The organism is Bifidobacterium sp. B4142, assembly GCF_026537325.1.
Classification (GTDB): domain Bacteria; phylum Actinomycetota; class Actinomycetes; order Actinomycetales; family Bifidobacteriaceae; genus Bombiscardovia.
The window spans coordinates 103,372-122,844 of the sequence record NZ_JAFNMJ010000006.1 but is presented as its reverse complement, the minus strand read 5'-3'; the positions used below and the strand labels follow the sequence as shown (position 1 = coordinate 122,844).

15 protein-coding genes are annotated in these 19,473 nt (G+C 61.6%); 7 read left to right on the top strand and 8 right to left on the bottom strand.

The window, feature by feature from the left end; translation table 11 throughout:
• Positions 1-56: 56 nt before the first annotated feature.
• Positions 57-1,094, bottom strand: coding sequence for an alpha/beta hydrolase (locus tag J3U06_RS08610; protein WP_267444936.1), 1,038 nt, complete (start codon positions 1,092-1,094; stop codon positions 57-59).
• Complete coding sequence (locus J3U06_RS08605) at positions 1,091-2,542, bottom strand: sugar porter family MFS transporter (RefSeq protein WP_267444935.1); 1,452 nt, start codon at positions 2,540-2,542, stop codon at positions 1,091-1,093. The genes J3U06_RS08610 and J3U06_RS08605 overlap by 4 nt, the downstream gene beginning before the upstream one ends.
• 159 nt (positions 2,543-2,701) lie before the next feature.
• Between J3U06_RS08605 and J3U06_RS08600 the strand changes: the two genes are divergently transcribed.
• Together J3U06_RS08600 and J3U06_RS08595 are read left to right on the top strand one after the other, a co-directional pair.
• The gene (locus tag J3U06_RS08600; RefSeq protein ID WP_267444934.1) at positions 2,702-3,631 is read left to right on the top strand and encodes an AraC family transcriptional regulator; all 930 of its coding nucleotides are present in this window, start codon (positions 2,702-2,704) and stop codon (positions 3,629-3,631) included.
• Between the two features lie 123 nt (positions 3,632-3,754).
• On the top strand, positions 3,755-4,474 hold the full coding sequence (locus J3U06_RS08595) for a DUF4391 domain-containing protein (protein WP_267444933.1): 720 nt from the start codon (positions 3,755-3,757) through the stop codon (positions 4,472-4,474).
• A 40-nt stretch (positions 4,475-4,514) separates the two neighbouring features.
• On the opposite strand, the gene J3U06_RS08590 is transcribed toward J3U06_RS08595, so the two are convergent.
• Positions 4,515-5,705, bottom strand: a complete 1,191-nt coding sequence (locus J3U06_RS08590; protein ID WP_267401177.1) for a CdaR family transcriptional regulator — start codon at positions 5,703-5,705, stop codon at positions 4,515-4,517.
• A gap of 202 nt (positions 5,706-5,907) precedes the next feature.
• On the opposite strand from J3U06_RS08590, the gene J3U06_RS08585 reads away from it, so the two are divergent.
• Together J3U06_RS08585 and J3U06_RS08580 are read left to right on the top strand one after the other, a co-directional pair.
• The gene (locus J3U06_RS08585; protein WP_267401176.1) at positions 5,908-7,206 is read left to right on the top strand and encodes a GntP family permease; all 1,299 of its coding nucleotides are present in this window, start codon (positions 5,908-5,910) and stop codon (positions 7,204-7,206) included.
• Positions 7,207-7,233: 27 nt separating this feature from the next.
• Complete coding sequence (locus tag J3U06_RS08580) at positions 7,234-8,364, top strand: glycerate kinase (protein ID WP_267401175.1); 1,131 nt, start codon at positions 7,234-7,236, stop codon at positions 8,362-8,364.
• 132 nt (positions 8,365-8,496) lie between these two features.
• On the opposite strand, the gene J3U06_RS08575 is transcribed toward J3U06_RS08580, so the two are convergent.
• On the bottom strand, positions 8,497-9,615 hold the full coding sequence (locus J3U06_RS08575) for a zinc-binding dehydrogenase (RefSeq protein ID WP_220236959.1): 1,119 nt from the start codon (positions 9,613-9,615) through the stop codon (positions 8,497-8,499).
• A 227-nt stretch (positions 9,616-9,842) separates the two neighbouring features.
• Between J3U06_RS08575 and J3U06_RS08570 the strand changes: the two genes are divergently transcribed.
• The gene (locus tag J3U06_RS08570) at positions 9,843-10,574 is read left to right on the top strand and encodes an SOS response-associated peptidase (RefSeq protein WP_267401172.1); all 732 of its coding nucleotides are present in this window, start codon (positions 9,843-9,845) and stop codon (positions 10,572-10,574) included.
• Here the strand turns inward: J3U06_RS08570 and J3U06_RS08565 are convergent.
• From J3U06_RS08565 to pepN, 3 genes are all read right to left on the bottom strand, one after another.
• Positions 10,523-11,176, bottom strand: coding sequence for a peptide deformylase (locus J3U06_RS08565; RefSeq protein WP_267401170.1), 654 nt, complete (start codon positions 11,174-11,176; stop codon positions 10,523-10,525). The genes J3U06_RS08570 and J3U06_RS08565 overlap by 52 nt on opposite strands.
• Positions 11,177-11,206: 30 nt before the next feature.
• Positions 11,207-12,583 carry a phosphoglucosamine mutase gene (glmM, locus tag J3U06_RS08560; RefSeq protein ID WP_267401169.1) on the bottom strand — a complete coding sequence of 459 codons (1,377 nt, stop codon included), beginning with the start codon at positions 12,581-12,583 and terminating at the stop codon, positions 11,207-11,209.
• Between the two features lie 134 nt (positions 12,584-12,717).
• Positions 12,718-15,333 carry an aminopeptidase N gene (pepN, locus tag J3U06_RS08555; RefSeq protein ID WP_267444932.1) on the bottom strand — a complete coding sequence of 872 codons (2,616 nt, stop codon included), beginning with the start codon at positions 15,331-15,333 and terminating at the stop codon, positions 12,718-12,720.
• A gap of 212 nt (positions 15,334-15,545) precedes the next feature.
• On the opposite strand from pepN, the gene J3U06_RS08550 reads away from it, so the two are divergent.
• Complete coding sequence (locus J3U06_RS08550) at positions 15,546-16,304, top strand: hypothetical protein (protein ID WP_267444931.1); 759 nt, start codon at positions 15,546-15,548, stop codon at positions 16,302-16,304.
• A 115-nt stretch (positions 16,305-16,419) separates the two neighbouring features.
• Positions 16,420-17,484, top strand: coding sequence for a 2,3-butanediol dehydrogenase (locus J3U06_RS08545; protein WP_220236953.1), 1,065 nt, complete (start codon positions 16,420-16,422; stop codon positions 17,482-17,484).
• An 87-nt stretch (positions 17,485-17,571) separates the two neighbouring features.
• Here J3U06_RS08545 and J3U06_RS08540 read toward each other — a convergent pair whose 3' ends face one another.
• Positions 17,572-19,425, bottom strand: coding sequence for a ribonuclease J (locus J3U06_RS08540; RefSeq protein ID WP_267430627.1), 1,854 nt, complete (start codon positions 19,423-19,425; stop codon positions 17,572-17,574).
• Positions 19,426-19,473 lie beyond the last annotated feature (48 nt).

The following is a 19,473-nucleotide window of genomic DNA, read 5'->3' as shown; positions in this document are numbered from 1 at the left end:
CATATTTTCCCCTCCCATCATAGTCAACGACCGGATGAACCGGGCGCGCAAAGGGCTCAAATCAGGTCGTAGGAAAAATCGTGGATCTGGTCCAGGGCCTGCCGGCTCTCCACCAGCCAGGTCATGGCCACTGGATAGACATGTCCCAGGGTCTGCAGGCGGTTGAGTCTCGGGTCCTGCAGCTCGAAGTCGCGGCCCTTCCTGCACAGAATCTCGGCCAGCTTCAGAGCGTCACCCTGCAGAAAATCGTCGGCACTAGTGTTCAGGAAGACCGGCGGCAGGTGGACCATGTCGACCAAGGTCGTCAGGTCGGCCACCTGGTCGCCCCCAGCATGTATGAAGCTTCTAAAGAAGGATGGAGCAACGATTGCCAGGTCATCGGTGGGCGAACCAGTTGGATGGAAGTCTTCCAGATCCGCCGATAAGTAAGTAGTCAGATCGAAAAGCCCTGAGACGAAGGCAGCGCCCCGAGGCCGCAGACCGGCAGGTTTCAGCCCCAGCCTCTGCGCGAATTGGTCATCGGACTCCACTGCCAGCGTATAGAGGGCCAACGTGCCTCCGGCCGAATCTCCCGTCAGAAAGATCCGATCAGGCGAAACCGGATACGCGTCCAGGTGGTTCTTTATCCAGGTCAGAGCCGTCAGCACATCACCCAGCTGGCCCATGAAGTCCGTGCTCGGGACCAGTCGGTAGTTGACTGAGAAAACCGCAAAGCCGCGCTGGGCCAGGTGGGTGCAGAAGTTCCGGTTGAGCTCCTTGTAGCCGTACATGAACCCGCCGCCGTGGATGTCGATGTAGACCGGGGTCACCTTGCCGTTGCGCAGCAGGGCATCATGAGGAAGGTAAAGATCCAGCTTGTGGGCCCGCAGACCATCGTCCACATAAGCGATGTCGTTGAGGCAGTCCACTCCCTCGGGCACCTGCCAGTGACGGGAGCGGGGAGCATCCATGCGCCCGAAAGTCAGCCGGGAGCCCAGAACGGCCTGGACTATATCGGCACTGCAGCCATCCAGGTCCCCGTCAACCTCGGTCCAACCCTCCAGGAGTTCACGTTCCTCGTCGGTTACAGTCATCTCTGAATCGTTGCTCATCATTCAGCCCTCATATCTTCCAGCTCTACGCCGTTGGTCTCTGGCAGAACCTTCAGAACGAACAGGAGGCTCAGCGCCGCGAAGACGGTATACAGCAAATATACGTTGCCGGTGCCGATCCCATCCCGCAGCCAAGGGAAGGAGGTGGACACCAAAAAATTCCCGATCCAGTTGAAAGCGGTTGCTACGGCCACGCCCATGGCACGGATATTGTTGGGGAAGATCTCACCGATGACCACCCACATGGCCGGCCCCCATGTGCCGCAGAATGTGAAGTAGAAGAGGTAGACCGCTACCAGAGTGAGCGGCGCCCACACACCCTTCAAGGACAACCCCGTGGCGGTGACCTGGGCATGGTAGAAGCCGAAGGTAGCGAGAAGAAGGAAGACGGTCATGCCAGCAGAACCGAAGGCCAGAAGCTTTTTCCGGCCGATCCTGTCAATCAACGCCATGGAAATGATCATGGGGACGAAAGCGACCACCGCACGGATAACCGAAATGTTCAACGCTTGCTGCTCAGAAAAACCGAGCGATCGCCAAAGGCTGGAATCATAGTAAAGAATGATGTTGACCCCGTTGAACTGTTGGAACAGCGCCACAGCAATAGCTATCCAGACCACCTTTTTCAGGCCGAAGGTGCGTCCGCGCAGATCAGACAGCCGTGGACTGGTCTCATTGCCGACCGAAAGCCTTATCTGAGCCACTTTTGCCTGTGGATCCCGGGTGCCATTGAGTTGCCTGAGCAGGGTGGCAGCCTCCTGGTCACGTCCTTTCATGACCAAGTACCTGGGCGACTCGGGCAACTTAAAGCAGACAATCAGCATGATCAGAGCAGGGACCAACATCATCAACAGCATCCACCGCCAGGTGGGCAAGGAAAACCACAAAGCCTGGTCAGCTCCACCTGAACTTTTGGCCAGCACATTGTTGACTATAACGGAGGCCAGCATGCCGATGCCCACCGCAAACTGCTGGAAACTGGTCAGGAATCCACGCATTTTCGTGGGCGAAACCTCGGCAATATAGGCCGGTCCGACCACAGAAGCAAAGCCCACGCCAATGCCGCCGATGATGCGGAAGAGTAGGAAACTCCATATTTCCGGAGCGAAGGCCGACCCTATTGAACTGACCACAAAGAGTAAAGCCGCCGAAAGCATGATCTTTACTCGCCCAAATCGGTCAGCCAGTTTGCCAGCGAACCAGGCACCGATCACGCAGCCCAACAGGGCAGCCGATACCGAAATGCCGCTCATGAAGCTGTTAAGGCCAAAACCTGCTTTTGTGCCGGCAATGGAATCCACGGCCCCGTTGATCACTGAGGTGTCGTAGCCGAACAGCAATCCTCCTGTTGCCCCTGCCAGACAGACCAGGATGATGCGGCGTCGCACAGACGGATCAAGAACTTCCGTCACATCACCAGACGATGACGACTGATTGTTTTTTTGTGACACGGTCACTCCTTTGTAGCATGACACATCGTTACCACAAAGCTATACATACCCGAGGGTCTGAGAATGTCAATCGGTGACCCGGATACGACATTTTGTGACCTGTCTGCCAGGTGAAATGAAATAATGTACAGACTGCTTTCCTCGGAAAGGAGATGTTCAATGCTGCAAAATCCAAAGGAAGCCCATCAATACAACACAGTGATCAGCCCCGACTTCTTGGAAGAGGACATTTATCCCGAGGGCTATCCAGGCCTGGTCATCGTTCATTATGACAATGACGAATTGGTTAGCGCTCATTGGCACCAGGGTCTGGAAGTGATTCACACCATCCATGGTGGCGGCTCCTTCCAGGTCGAAGACCAGCACTATATGCTCAGGGACAACGATAACCTGCTGATCAGCCCGTATAAGATGCACCAGGGCCGCACCGTCAGCCACAGCAAAGGTTTGGTTAAGATCATCTCAGTCACCTTCAACAATGAAGTCGTAGGTCGGATTTACCCCTTTGCCGACAGGTTTCTTTTCTCGCTCTCCAGTCCCCATGCCAACATGCAAGACCGGAAGAATCTGGACCAGCTGATGATCAGCATCGGCAGCCTGTATGAATATCAGAACACGGCTTCGGCATTTCTGCTGAATGCAACGCTTTATCAATTGCTGCACTCGCTGTACACCAGATTCACCATCGGCGTGCGGCCGCCGGAATCAATCAGATCAGGGCGCAATGTCACCAGGCAGATTCTCGGCTATCTAGCCAATCACCACACCGAGAATCTGACCGAGCGGACTGCGGCCGCCTACTTTGGCTACAGCAGAGAGCACTTCAGCCGTCTATTCCGAAAGACCACTGGCTCCACCTTCAAGTCTTATCTGACCAAATTGAGACTGGACGACGCAAGAGCCAATATGGATCGGTCCAGTGGCCCCATAACAAATATTGCCGCCGATGCTGGATTCCCCAATCTGACCAGTTTCACACGATCCTTCACTCGTGAATACGGGATCACACCCCGGCAATACCGAAGGGGGCATCTCCAGATCGATCAAGCAACGTTACAGACGAACAGCGACGATCTATGCGACAAGTAGCAACACTCATAAAAACGTTTGCCTGATAGACAACAAGTCATGTCATGCCGTCAAACGGACATTCATGCTACTGGTCGCGCTCCTGCCGGTAGAATAATGGAAACAGAGACAGAAAGGCCAAGGATGACAATCGCAACCTACGAAGGCGTATCCGCGCTATCCCTGGGCCTGCCGCCCGCCACCGCCATTCCAGCAGCCAAGAGCGAACTGCCCATAAGGGCCTTCACCACGCGACCTCCCGTCTCCTCACGGCTGCGTCAGCACTTCTCCACCAGCATCGACAAGATCGTCATGCTGGCCCTGCTGCGGCCCGGGACTGTTCCTGTGACGGATGGCGCACACTGCCATGAGGTGCTGGTCATGGCCGTCGGGCTGAAGACCCCCGATGTGCCGGAGGACGTGTTGGAGCACATCGCCGCCATGCGCTCCTCAGGCATGGTTTTTATCACCATTCACCAAGGTGAAGAGGGACTCGTCTGCACGCCGGCCGTCCGCCGGGCCCTGCCTACCAAGGCCGGTCATGAGACCAGGCATACGCTCCACCTAGGCAGGCCCCGCCCTGCCGATCAGACCAGTCTGACCCTGGTGGGCGACGATATGGATCAGCTCTGGGACAGCCTGTGCGCCCAGGTGACCCTGGACCGGACTGACGGCACGGATCTGGACAGCCGACTCGCCGTCCGCGAGCGCATCGACCTGCTCAAGACCCAGGAGGCCAAGCTGGCCGGGGACCATGGCCGGGCCCGGACCACCCAGGCCCGCAACACAGCCTTTGCCAAGCTTCAGAAGGTCCGGGCCGAACTGAACCAGCTTTCCGCCGGTAGTCAGACGGCGCAAAAATAGGACACGGAGTCTAGCCCGACCTGGTTCGGCCTTATTTGTTCTAGCTCGTTTCCCTAGGATGGTCGGCGGTCTCAGGATGCTCACCCAACTCGGCGCGTTCATCGGGGATATCCTTGTAGGCCAGGTATTTGCGCAGTTCGAAGGCCATGGCCAGGTCGGGATAATCGCTTAGGCGGCGGGGATTGTAGCCTGTCTCTCTGGCCAGGGCATCCAGTCGGTTCTGCATGGTGTTCTTGTGGATGAAAAGCTCCTGGGCGGCGTGGGTGATGCTGCCGTTGTGCCGGATGTAGGCGCTGAAGACCCTCTCGAACCAATCGACACGATCCGGAGGGAGGCCCGCAAAGACCTGATCCACAAAGGTCTGACACTGCTCGGCGGGCAGTGAGGTGATGAGCAGACCCGCGCCCATCTGCTCGTACCGATACCGCTGGTCATCGTCGGTGAATCCGGCCCAGCGCGCGGCGATGCAGGCCTGCCGGTAGCTGTGCCAGTACTGGCCCGGATCCGCTTGGATCATCCCCGCGCCTAGCACCACCTTGGAGCCGACTGCCCGACCGAGAGCCTGACGCAGCGCAGCCACGAACTCATCAAGCTCAGCATCCCCCATCTGCGGCGCATAGATGCGAAAGACCTTTGGGCTCACAGCGAAAAGGGGAACCCCGAAGGACAGACAGGTCTTGCAGAGCCTCTCGTAGAGCCTATCCTGGTTGAGCCTTTCCAGCCGGATACCTGGCGTCCGGCCGACCAGAGCCCGTCGTGGACCCGACAGATCCAGGTCGAGGGCCAGGGCCAGGGCGTTCATCAATTCGTCGTCCTTGTGCTCCAGAGTCAGTAGGTTGACCAAGTTGCTGGTCATGATCCGCCGGTTGAATCTGTCAATCTGCTCCATGTTGGCGCAGAGCATGAGCTCGGTCATACGCTCGATGATCCCGCCCAGAGCGCCAACCTTGTTCACTGGGCCGGTGATGCCGATGACCGCCACCACAGCGTCATTGAGCACCACCGGCACGTTGACCCCGTCACGGGCGCCCTGATAAGGATGGCGACGATCCACGGCAACGGTTTGGCAGTCAACGGCCGCCTGACGGGCCGCGTCATGGAAGCTGCCTATGCGCGAAGCATCAGTGCTGGCCACCATGGCTCCCTCGGTGTCGAAAAAGTTGATATTGTACTCGGTTACATCCTTGAGATTATCGACGATTGTCTGCGCCGTCGCAGGGTCTATGGTCATGGCGCCTCCTTACGGACATGGTACATGAACCATTTTTGCCATCGTCACCCATCGCTTTTCGATTATGGGTGCCCTGGCAAAAAGTCCATAACAGAGCCACACTAAAAGCGAGAAAAGAATGGGATCGTTACTGGACTGGCCCGGCAGCTACGACGGTGCCGGCCCTGGTCCCTGGCACAGGTTACGGATCAAAGGAACCGACATGGACATTACCCTGTCATGGTGGGCCGCCCTGCTGGGCCTGGCCCTGGCCATCATCCTCATTCTCAAGAAGCTCAACACCACCTATGCACTCATGCTGGGAGCAATCCTGGGCTGCCTGATCGGCGGCGCCTCCCTAGGGCAGACCGTCAACATCGTGGTAGCCGGATCCCAGAGCGTCATGGGCACGGTTATCCGGGTCCTGGCTGCCGGCGTGCTGGCGGGAGTCATGATGGAGTCCGGCGCTGCCAACCGGATAGCCCGAGCCATAGTAGACGGCTTGGGCGAGCGCATGGCCATCCTCTCCCTGGCCCTGGCCACCATGATCATCTGCGCCGTCGGAGTCTTCATCCCCGTGGCCGTCCTGATCGTGGCGCCCATCGCCATCGAGGTTGGCAGTCGGCTCAGGATCTCCAAGCTGGCCCTGCTGATCGCCCTGTCCGGGGGCGGCAAGGCCGGCAACATCATCTCCCCCAATCCCAACACGATCGCGGTGGCCTCAGGGTTCCACATACAGCCCTCGGCAGTCATGATCGGCAGTTTCATCCCGGCACTATGCGGACTGGCCATGGCCGTCCTGCTGGCCACCATCATGCAGCATCGCGGGCGTATCGTCACCATGGACGACCTGGGCGATGATGCAGCTAAAGCCTCCAAGGACAAGGATCTGCCCTCCTTGGGACGCTCCCTGGTGGCCCCTATCACTGCTGTGGTTCTGCTTCTGCTCAATCCCGTGGGCTCTATTCTGCATATCGGCCTGCTGGAGCGGTTCCAGGTGGATGCCATGTACATCCTGCCCCTGGCATCCCTCTTGGGTCTGCTGGCCATGGGACAGGGCGGCAAAATCCTCACATACACCAGCGCCGGCCTGCAGCGCATGGTTGATGTGGTCCTTATCCTGATCGGAGCCGGGGCCTTGGGCGGACTGATCACCAGCTCCGACCTGCCCAAGCAGATCGTCAGCCTCATCCACGCCATGGGCGTGCCCGGATCCATGCTGGCCCCCATCGCCGGCGTCCTCATGGCCGCAGCCACGGCCTCCACCTCCACGGGCGTCATTCTGGGCAGCAGCTCCTTCGGCAAGTCCATCCTGGCCTTCGGCACCTCGGGGGTGGCTGCAGCCGTCACCATGCAGGCAGGCGCCACGGTCATTGACCAGCTGCCCCACGGCAACTACTTCCACGTCACTGCCAAGTCCATCAACATGACCTTGGGCGAGCGGATGAAGGTGGTCCCCTTTGAGTTCCTGGTAGGCCTGACCATGACCCTGGTGGCCATGCTGGTCTATCTGGTCTTCTGAAATGACGAGTCAGGAAAGGCAACAACCATGAAAATCATCATTGCGCCCGACTCCTTCAAGGGCAGCCTGACCGCCAAGGAGGCTGCAAAAGCCATCGAACGCGGATTGCGACGCAGCCCCCTCAAGGCCGAAATGGTCCTGGTGCCCATGGCCGACGGCGGCGAGGGCACGGTCCAGTCCCTGGTCGATGCCACCGGAGGCCATATGATCCAGGCCCAGGTCACCGGACCCTTGGGGCAGACCGTGAACGCCAGCTACGGCATTCTGGGCGACGGACGGACAGCCGCCATCGAGATGGCTGCGGCCAGCGGCATCCAGTTCGTCAACGAACAGACCCGCGACCCGCTGACCGCCACCACTTACGGCACGGGCGAGCTGATCAGCAAGGCCCTGGACCAGGGAGCACAGGAAATCATCGTCGGCCTGGGCGGATCGGCCACCAACGACGGTGGCGCCGGCATGGCCCAGGCCCTGGGTGCCCGGCTTCTGGACGCCCAAGGGCATGAGCTGACCCAGGGTGGAGCGGCGCTGGCCCGGCTGGACCGAATCGACGTCTCCGGGCTGGATTCCCGGCTGGCCCGCACCCGCATTCGTCTGGCCTCGGATGTGACCAACCCCCTGACAGGCCCCGAAGGAGCATCGGCCGTATTCGGCCCGCAAAAGGGTGCAGACCCATCCATGGTGGCCACCCTGGATGCAGCGCTGGCCCACTATGCAGCCGTCATTCGCAAGGACCTGCATCGGGAGGTGGAGACCAAGCCGGGCGCAGGGGCCGCCGGTGGTCTGGGCGCAGGGTTCCTGGCCTTCACTCCGGCCGTCATGGCCTCGGGCGTCAACATCGTGGTGGAGACCACCCGTCTTAAGGAGCTGGCCTGCGGCGCCGACCTCTGCTTCACCGGCGAGGGCGGCATCGACTTCCAGACCGGTTTCGGCAAAACCCCCATGGGCACAGCCCAAGCCGTCAAGGAGTCCTCCCCCGGCTGCAAGGTCATCGCCCTGGCCGGCAACGTGGGCGCCGGGACCGAAGAGCTCTACAAGGTGGGCATCGACGCCATCTTCAGCATCAGCCCCGGGGCCGTCAGCCTTGAGGATGCCATGGCCAAGGCCGCCGACAACCTATCAGCAGCGGCCGAGAACATCGGTAGGCTCCTGTCCTAATCCAGTTCGGATCAGCTGAACAGCAAAGGGGGTTCCGGATGCCTTGAGCACCCGGAACCCCTGCAGTCGGAACCCCTGTCAGGGCCCCTGCTCGGCATGACCTTCAGCAGCCATGCCGCCAGTTGAAGGAGATCAGTCGAATTCGGTGATGACCGAACGGATGACTTCGCCGTTGACCAGCTGCTTGTAGGCCTCATTGATCTGGCTCAGCTTGATGTCCTGGCTGACGATGTCATGCATGTTCAGCCGTCCATCCACAGCAAAGTCCGCATACATGGGGATGTCATGCTTGATGTTGGTGGAGCCCATCCACACGCCCTTGAAACCGCGCTGGTGGACCAGCAGATCGGCCGGGTTGATCTCCAGGGAGACCGTGGCATCCGGCTTGGTCAGGCCGATCGGATAGGCGGTGCCGCCCACGCCCAGCATGTCCCAAGCCTGCTTCATGGTGACGGGCAGGCCGATGGCCTCAAAGGCCTGATCCACGCCGCCGTCAGTCAGCTCGCGCACCTTGGCCACAGGATCCTCGTTCTTGGAGTTGATGACATCGGTCGCACCGAACTTGCGGGCGAATTCCAGCTTGTTGTCCAGCAGGTCGATGGCGATGATCCGCTTGGCCCCGCAGATTCGGGCTCCTGAGATGATGTTCAGGCCGATGCCGCCGGTGCCGATGACGGCCACGGTGTCGCCGGGACGCACATGGGCGGTGTTGATGGCCGCGCCGGCTCCGGTGATGGTGGCGCAGCCGATGCAGGCGGCCTCATCCCACTTGACCTGGTTGTTGACCACAGCCAGCTGGTTCTCGTGAATCAGGGCCTTCTCGGCGAAACCGCCGGTGCCGAAGGCCTGGGTGATGGGCCGGCCGTCAGGGAAGGACAGACGGGGCTTCTCGCCTTCGCCGCGCACGCACTCCTGCTGCTGAGTGCAGGACTGGGGCTGACCCTTGAGGCAGTTGGCGCAATGGCCGCAGACCTGCTCCAGGGAGGCCACCACATGATCACCCACCTTGATGCCGGACACTTCGGGGCCCACGGCCTCGACGATGCCGGCGATCTCGTGGCCGATCACAGCCGGGAAGGGGAAGAACTTGTCATCATCCTCTACCAGATGCAGATCCGAATGGCATAGGCCGGAGGCCTGCACATCCACCAGGACCTCCGCGCCGATGGGATCGTCAATGATAATCTCTTCGGGCTGGGCAAACCCCTTGCCGATTCCATAGGCAATCGACGCTTTGATCTTCTGAGGCATAAACCATCTCCTAATCACAATGCCGCCGCCGGTTTCATGCCAGGCAGGGCAAAAATACATCGTTGGATACTCTGCTGCGGCCACGGCGGTCCTCAATGCATGCACCGCTGCCACAGACCATTCTCATAATAGCAGGGAGGAGACGGCAATGGCCATTCAAGCCAGTCCGGGGAAAGGCTAGCGGCGTTTCCTCGACTGGGGCTCAGAACATCCATAGAATGGGGTCCATGTGCGGACGATTCGCAGCTGACCTGGACTACTCCAAACTGGCCGAAATCTATGGTGCCCGGCAGGCTCCGGGGCTGCCCAGGCCCTCCTGGAACATCAGCCCCGGGTCGGCCATCGCCCTGGTGGCCCAGGACCGACGTGGACAGCGGCACCTGCATCCGGCCCGCTGGAATCTGGTCCCCTCCTGGTCGGACAGCAGCCAAATGGCCTATCCTACCCACAATGCCCGGGTGGAGAGCGCCCTGACCAAACGGACCTACTCGGACTCTGCCAGGAGTCACAGGGCCATCATTCCGGCCAGCGGCTACTACGAGTGGACATCCGACCACCGACCCTACTACTTTCAGGCTCCCGACGGCCATACCCTGAGCATCGCCGGCCTTTACTCCTGGTGGAGGGCTCAGCCAGGCCAACCCTGGCTGCTGACGGCCACCATCCTGACGACACAAGCCACGCCAGAGGCATCCCGGGTGCACGATCGGATGCCCTTGCTGATCACTGATGCGACCCTGGACTCCTGGCTGGACCCAAACGTAGATGGCAGAGCAATCCTGCCCCTGGCTGCAGAGTCTGGCCGCCATGCCTCCGAGGCGCTGATCATGCACCCAGTGGCGCCCCTGAAAGGGGACGGGCCGGAGCTGACTGAGGGCATGGCCCTGGATCAGAGAGTCAAAACGGCTCAGAGGGTGAATCCCAACTCCCGTGCCGCATCGGTGGGAACCGGGTCGTAGGCCCAGTACTCGCTCAGGTTCTCATCGGAAGACAGGCTGCGAATCTCAGCCTTGTCGATGTAGACTTCGCCGGACAGATGGTCGGTCTCGTGCTGGAAGATGCGGGCCGGCCAGCCGTGCATGCGCTGGCGGTGCTTACGCCCTGAACGGTCCTCCCAGCTGGCCGTGATGTCCAGCCAGCGCCGCCGAACCGCCTGGAATCCTTCCAGGGACAGGCATCCCTCGTAGAAGGCGGCCGTCTCCTGCCCGATAGGCTCATAGGAAGGGTTGATAATGACCCTGAAGGGCAGTTCGTCAATCTGGCGGGGGTCGTCCTCATCGTCATGGACATGATCTTCGATGACTGCGATGGCCAGGCCCAAGCCCACCTGGGGTGCTGCCAGACCCACGCCCGGAGCCTCAAGCATGGTGGCACGCATGGCCTTGAGCAGCCTGTTCAGCGTCTTGGCTGCCAGCTGACCCTTGTAGGGCCGGGCCTGCTGACGCAGGACTGGCTCGCCCATCTGCACGATGGGCAGGAGCTCTTCCCTGCCAGCCTCGCCCAGCATGGACTCCACCCGGTGATTGAGATCGGCATCGAAGGCCGTTTTCCTGCCGAACATGAACGATTCCGCCTTTCCTGGGTCGTCGAATCAGATGGCCAGCTCGTCGGCCACGACTCCCGCCAGCCGCTGGCAGACCTGGTCGGCCTGCTCCTGGGTGGCCGCCTCTACCATGACCCTGACCAGGGGCTCGGTTCCCGAAGGCCGCAGCAGGACCCGGCCAGTGCTCCCCAGCATCCGCTCCTCCGCCTCGACCGCGTCCTGGACCTTGGCATTGGTGCGGGCTGCGTTCTTGTCCACCCCGGACACGTTGATCAGCCGCTGGGGCAGCTGTGGGAAGTCGGCGGCCAGCTCCTTGAGACTCTTGCCCGAACGCACAACCTCCTTGGCCAAGGTCAGGGCTGTCAGGGTCCCGTCGCCCGTGGTAGCGAACTCCCTGTTGATGACATGCCCGGACTGCTCGCCGCCCAGGGTGTAGCCGCCGCGCAGCATCTCTTCAAGAACGTAACGGTCGCCCACGGCCGTCTGAACGGTGACGATGCCCATCTGCTTCAGGGCCAGCTTGAGTCCCAGGTTGCTCATGACGGTGACCACCAGGGTGTCGTTGGCCAGCTTGCCCTCACGCTGCTTAGCGCGGGCCAGAATACCCATGATCTGGTCACCGTTGACCATGTGTCCCTCTTCGTCCACAGCCAGGCAACGATCGGCATCCCCGTCAAAAGCCACGCCCATGACCGCGTCCGAGGCCTTGACCATGGCCTGCAGCTGCTCGGGATGGGTGGATCCGGCATGCTTATTGATGTTGTAGCCATCGGGAGAGGCGTTGATGACCACCACATCCGCCCCAGCCCGGCGCAGAGCCTCGGGAGCTACCACCGAAGTCGCCCCGTTGGCGCAGTCGGCCACGATCCGCAGACCGTCCAAGGGCTTGGGCTGGGTCTTGTCGGGGGCGACAGGGGCCACAGCCTCCACCAGGTGGTCGATGTACATGTTGGTGGCGGTGACCGTGTCATGGGAGACGCGGCCCACGCCCTCGCCCACTGGACGCTCCCAGTCCTGGCCCAGGACCGATTCGATGTCGTCCTCCTTGGAATCCTGGAGCTTGAACCCGCCCCGGGCGAAGAACTTGATACCGTTGTCGGGCATGGGGTTGTGGGAGGCGGAGATGACTGCCCCCATCTCTACGTTGAGCACGCTGGTCAGGTAGGCGATGCCTGGAGTGGGAATGATGCCCACGTCGATCACGTCGAAGCCGCCCGATGACATGCCGGCGGCCAGGGCCGAGGCCAGAAAATCGCCGGAGACCCGTGTGTCGCGGCCGATCAGCGCACGTCGACGGCCAGCGGACCGATCCGCGCCACGACCCAGGACCCGGACCGCGGCATCGCCTAGATCCAGGGCCAGCTGTGCAGTTAGGTCTTTATTGGCCAAACCACGTACACCATCGGTACCGAATAATCTGGGCATTGCTCTCCTCCGAACCCGGCTGCCAGGCCACTGAAGGCCCCGCCGATCCTCACGTACCATCCTGCATGCAGGCGACAGGTTCATTATGGACCCGCCCCTGACCCGTCGCCACTCGGGGCAGGGCGGGCAGGGTGCTAGCGCAGCCGCTCGTTGTATTCGCGAACCTTGAGGATGCGCCTGGATGACTCCGTATTCTGGATGATCATTCCCCGCAAGGCCTTAGGAGCCTCGGCATGGTCGGCCAGCCAGGCATCGCCCGCCTTGACCAGGGCGGCCGGGTCGGCCTTGGACGGGTAGAGCCCGCCTGCCGACAGCGGGTTGAGCAGGGTCTCCGCGATATGGAAGGTTTTCTGGGCCCAGACCTGGTCCACGGCAGCGAAGAAGCGGTCCACGTAAGGCGCAAAGAGCTCCTGGTCCCCCGAGCCGGAGAAGCCGTCTGCCAGGGCCTCAATCTGTGAGTTGGTCAGATCCTCGTTATGCAGGGCCTGACCCCAGGCCCAGGCCTTGGCCTCGACCGTCGGACAGGCAGCCCGGGAGCCCATGGCGAACTCACGATTTTCAGTAGTGTCTCGCGCGGCCAGCTCCCGGTCGATCTCCCCGTCAGCCAGCAGATCGTGGGCGGACAGGGCGTGGATGATCAGCCAACGGGTGTTGTTGTCGACGGTCAGCCCCTCCAGCTTCAGGTCGCCGCTCAGCAGCCCACGGGCGTGTTCCTCGAAGTCAGTATCGTCCCCGTAGCCCAGGTAAGCGCGGACCAATTGGAACTGCTCGTCCGAACCGGGCTGGGCCTTCACGGCAAGGTCCCAGAGCGTTCCTGCCACCAGCTGCAGCATGGGTTGGCGACGACGGGATGCGGTGAAATGGTGGGCGGCCGTGGAGATCTGGGACAGGGCGTAGCGGAAGGTGGTGGATTGGTGCTCAGTGGCCAAGGCCTTCAGGCTCAGGCTGATGAAGCGTTCGGCAGGGAATTGCGCGTCCCGGGTCATGTCCCATAGGCTGAGCCAGACCACGGCCCGGGCCAGACGGTCCTCGATCCGGTACAGGTTCTGCGCAGCATACTCCAGGGAGTCCCGGTCCAGACGCAGCTTGGCGTAGGTAAGATCGTCGTCGTTGATCATGACCAATGCCGGACGCTTCCTGCCGACGACCTGGGGCACCTCAGCTCCTTGGCCGTCCAGGTCCAGCTCGAACTGGTCCGTGCGCACCACCTTGCCGGACTTGTCTTCGTCGTAGAAGCCCACGGCCAGTCGGTGCGGACGCAGGACCGGATGCTCCTCGGGAGCAGTCTGATCAATCCTCATGGCGGTGATGGCCCCCTGCTCATCGGTCTGCACCTGGCAGGTCAGGGTGGTGATGCCGGCCTCTTCAAGCCAGAGCCGGGACCAGCTGCCCAGGTCGCGGCCGCTGGTCTTCTCCAGCTCGGTCAGCAGATCCTTCAGTGTGGCGTTGCCATGGGCATGAGCCGTCAGATAGTTGTGAATGCCCTGGAAGAAGCGCTCACGGCCCACATAGGCGACCAGCTGCTTCAACACGGAACCGCCCTTGGCGTAGGTGATTCCGTCGAAGTTGACCTCGGTGTCGTGCAGGTCGCGGATGGGGGCCACCACCGGATGGGTGGTGGGCAGCTGATCCTCGGTCAGAGCCCAGCTCTTTTCGCCTGAGCAGAAGGTAGCCCAGTCGTCGGTCCACTCGGTGGCCTCGGCAGTGGCCAGGGTCGACATGAACTCGGCGAAGGATTCATTCAGCCACAGATCATTCCACCACTTCATGGTCACCAGGTCGCCGAACCACATGTGGGCCAGTTCGTGCAGGACAGTCTCCACGCGGCGGTTGATCTGCGCCCCAGTGGCCTTGGACTCGAAGACGTAGGAGTCGCGGAAAGTGACCAGGCCGATGTTCTCCATGGCGCCTGCATTGTATTCTGGCACGAAGATCTGGTCGTACTTGGCCCAGGGGAAGGGCAGGTTCCAGGTCTTGGCATAGAAGGCGAAGCCTTTCTTGGTGATGTCGAAGAGGTATTCGGCATCACCGGCCAGGGAGTCCTTCAGCGCCTGCCGGCAGTACAGGCCCATGGGGATGGTCCGTCCGTCCTCGTTCCGATACTCGCTGGTCCATCGTGCGTAGGGCCCGGCGGCGAAGGCGGTCAGATAGGAACTCATGACCGGGGTCGTCTGGAAGGTCCAGCGGGTCGCGTCCTCGGCGCGGCCGCCCTCCAGGGTCCCTTCGGCGGTTCGGCTGTCCAGGTCCTGGTGGGAGGCGGGAGGCATATTGGAAAGAACCGTCCAGGATGCCGGAGCATCCACAGTGAAGTCGAAGACGGCTTTGATGTCCGGCTGGTCGAAGACGGCATAGACTCTGCGCGCGTCGGGCACCTCGAACTGGGAGTAGAGGTAGACGTTGCCATCCGAAGGGTCCACACTGCGGTGCAGCCCCTCCCCAGTGCGCGAATAACGGCATAGGGCCTCCACCCGAAGCTGGTTATGCCCCATCAGGTCGTCGAGCTCTATCCGGTCATCCCGGAAGGCCAGGGCCGGATCCAGACGCCGGCCGTTCAGCTCGATCAGGCTGACCTGGTCGGCTATCAGATCAACAAAGGTGGACTCCCCAGGCCGGGCATCAAAATCGATCAAGGCCGTGGAAGGGAAAGTGGCAGGCCCCTTGGTCAGGTCCAGATTGACCTTATAGCTGACATTGGACACGACGAGGGCTCGTTCTTCGGCTTCCACACGAGTCAGATTGGCTCCGGGCATAATTTCCTTTCACGCATGGATGCCGGTGCCCCCACCGGCATCAGCATAGGTCCTGTACGGATATGGCATTCCAAGTCTAATGCGGACACCCGCCGACGGGCCAGAAGGACGATTCGCCTCTTTCCTTACGGCGCAGTCCGGACGGGAATAACCACGCATCCAGGCGGTTGATCAAGGCCGATGGCTTACCAGCCGGGCAGAGAGGAGGCGCCATGCAGGTTCGGACCGGATTCACCACGCATCAGCTCAACATGCTCTGCCAATACTCTTATGGGATCGGCAGAGGGGACGTCAAGACCCGGCCGGGCCTGCACTGGTTCGAGGATCCAGCTCTGGGCATCTACTGGGTGCTGCGCTCCCGCTACTGCCCTGAGAACGGCTTCGAGGGCATGATCGCCGCCCAGGACCTGGATGGCGGTCCGGACTATGCCCATATGGCCGTAGTCTATGCAGGCACCAATCTGCGCGACGACCCCCGGCACGACATCCATGCCGCGCTGACCTGCTTCCTGCCGCCGCTGAACGGGGAGCCAGGACAGACGCAGCAGGCAGGCATCCTGGCTCAGCAGGCACTTGACCTGGCCCGACGCAAGGCGGGAGCCGTGCGCGGGGTCCTCTTTACCGGACATAGCTTGGGCGGAGGTCTGGCACTGATCCAGGCGGCGGAGCAGGACCTGCCCGCCAGGGTCTTCTGCGCCGCCGACCCCTGGCGGGTGCTTGACCAGGAGCAGCGTCAGCGGGTGACCAGCCACTACGGGGACGGCAAGTTCCTGGATTACCGCCTGGGCAACGACAGGGTGACCGGAACCGCCAACCGCCTGCTGAGCGGACAGGCTGACCGCAGCGCCTGTGTGGTCTGGTGCGGCAAGGGGCCCAGCAGGTTCGGACACTGGCTGGGCGACTTCGACTTCGGCCAGGACGGTGAGGTCCTGGCCGAAAGCCCTCTTATGCCAGCTGCATGTACGCGTTAGTATATAGATGGGATGGTCCCCAAAGAAGGGGCGCCACCCATTCGCGAGGACGGGAAGCTGGGTTGTCAACTCCGTCCATACCGTACCGGCCTGCATGTCAGAAAGGGTTTACGCCATGAAAGCACTTATGTACTACGGCAAGGAAGATGTACGTCTGGAGGACGTGCCCGAGCCTGAGCTCAAACCGGGAACCATCAAGATCCATCCCGCCTTCACCGGCATCTGCGGTTCCGACCTTCACCTCTACTACGACGGCGAACAAAACGGCGGCAACTCCAAAAACACCCCGCACCCTCTTTCCGGGGAGACCTTGCCGGTGGTCTTTGGCCATGAAATCTCGGGCACAATCGAGGCAATCGCCGATGACGTGCACACCGACATGAAGGTGGGCGACTCCGTGGTAGTCGAGGCCGAAATGGCCTGCGGAGAATGCCCGGCCTGCAAGGCCGGCAACTACAACGACTGCTCCAAGCTGGGCTTCATCGGCATCAACGGCTGGGGCGGCGGCATGAGCGAACACATGGTGGTGGCCGCCGAGCGTGTCTTCCCTGTGGGCGATCTGCCCCTGGATCAGGCAGCCCTGATCGAACCCTTCTCAGTGGCCTACCACGCCGTGCGTCTGATCCACACCGAGCCCGGGCAGACCGCCCTGGTCGGCGGGGCGGGGCCAGTCGGCCTGCTGCTTGGAACCGTGCTCAAGGCCAAGGGACTCAAGGTCATCATGTCCGAGCTCTCCCAGGCCCGCAAGGACAAGGCCCTGCAGTCCGGTGCCGCTGACCTGGTCATCGACCCCAGCAAGGAGGATCTGCTGGAGCGGGTCAATGCCGAGACTGACGGCCGTGGCGCCGATGTGGCCTTCGACGCAGCCGGCGCGGAACCGGTGGTCCACCAGCTTCTGTCGGCGCTCAAGGCCCAAGGCAGCCTGGTCGTCGTGGCCATTCACGTCAAGCCCATCAACTTGAACGTGACCATGGAGATGGGCTTCGGCGAGAAGCTGATGTCGGGGTCCATGGGATACGCCAACGATCATGCCGACGCCATCAAGCTGATCCATGACCGGAACATCGACCTGTCCACCTTCATCACCGACCGGATCAGAGTCGAAGACATCGTGGACAAGGGCTTCCGTCCGCTACGTGAGGACGCGGAAAACCACGTCAAGATCATCGTGAGCATGTAAGCACTGCTGCCTACTGATAACACCAAAGGCTCCGGCCGTCCATCTGGGCGGCCGGAGCCTTTGGAATCAGCATGCAGGCAGTGGTGATCAATCCTGCGGTTGCACGTCGGTGGCGATGTCTGCCACTACGGGCACGATCATGGGCCTGCGGTGCAGCTTGCGGGAGATCCATCCGCCCAGAGTGCGGCGCATCATCTGCTGCAGCTGGTAGGTGCCTGTGGTCCCCTTGGCCATAGCATCCTCAAGCTGATCGACTATCTGGGCGTTGATGGACTTGAATTCGCTCTCGTCCTCGGCCACAGCGTTCAGGTAGAGCTTGGGGCCGGAGACGACCTTGCTGGTCTCGGTGTCGACCACGGCAAAGGCGGAGACGAAGCCCTCGGTGCCCAGAATCCGGCGTTGCTCCAGCTCGTCGTCGGTCAGCTGGCCCACTGAATCGCCGTCCACATAGACGTATCCGCAGGGCACGGATCCAACCACGGCGGCCTGGCCATGGTAGAGGTCCACCACGTCGCCGTCCTCGGCCAGGACCACGTTCTGCGGATCCACGCCGGTCTTTACGGCAATCAGGCCATTGGCCACCAAATGCCGGTTCTCGCCGTGGATGGGCATGGCGCACTTGGGCTGCACGATGTTGTAGAAGTGCAAGAGCTCGCCCTCGTCGGAGTGGCCGGAAACGTGGATGGCTGCGTTGTCGCGGTTGACCACCTTGGCGCCCAGGCGCACCAGTTTGTTGATGACCTTGTAGACCTCGTGCTCATTGCCGGGGATCAGCGAGCTGGCCAGGATGACCGTGTCGAACTCGTTGATGGTGATATCGCGGTGGGTCCCGTCGGCGATGCGGCCCAGAGCCGCCATGGGCTCGCCCTGGGATCCGGTGCACATGTAGACGATCTTCTCGTCGGGGATGCTGTGGGCATCCTTGAGATCGACCACGGTGTCCTCAGGCAGGTGCAGGTAGCCCAGGTCGGAGGCAATGGACATGTTGCGGACCATGGACCGGCCGGCGAAGACCACCTTGCGGCCGAACTTGTGGGCGGCATCGACCACTTGCTGCACCCGGTGGACATGGCTAGAGAAGGAGGCCACGATGATCTTGCGCTGAGCCTCGGCGAAGGCCTTGTCCAGGGCAGGAGCGATGGAGATTTCGGGCTTGACGAAGCCGGGAACTTCGGCGTTGGTGGAGTCCACCATGAGCAGGTCCACGCCGGACTCGCCAAGCTTGGCGAACTCGCGCAGGTCGGTCAGGCGATGGTCCAGTGGCAGCGGGTCGATCTTCATGTCGCCGGTGTCGATGATATGGCCTGCCGGAGTGCGCACGGAGACGGCCAGGGCATCGGGGATGGAGTGGGTGACCGCCACAAACTCCAGGTTGAAGGGGCCTACCTTGAGCTTGTCGCGGCCCTTGACCTCAACCTCGGTGGGCTTAAGATGGTGCTCCTCGCACTTGGCGTCAACGAACCCTAGGGTCAGCTTGGAGCCAATCAGAGGGATATCCGGACGCAGCTTGAGCAGGTAGGGCACGCCGCCGATATGGTCCTCATGCCCGTGGGTCAGCACCAGGGCATCCACCTGGTCCAGCTTGTCCTTGATGTAGCTGAAGTCGGGCAGGATCAGGTCCACGCCCGGCTGTTCCTCCTCTGGGAAGAGCACGCCGCAGTCGATGAGCAGGATGTGGCCGTTGTACTCGATCACATTCATGTTCCGACCGATCTCACCCAGGCCACCCAGCGGGACGATGCGCATGGAACCCTTGCGGTACTTGGGGGGCGCCACCAGACGCTGCTCGGCCTGAGTGCCCTTGCCGCGGGCGATGGCGCCGTTGCGGCGGTTGCGGGACTCGCCCCGGGACCTGCCTGACCCCTGCTTGCCGTTCTTGGAGGAGGACCGACGATTTCTACTCTTGCCGGTCGTGTTTGATTCTTCTTGTTTTCTTGCCATTCTCACTTGTGTTTCTATTATCTGTACCCCCGTCTGATACAGGGGCGA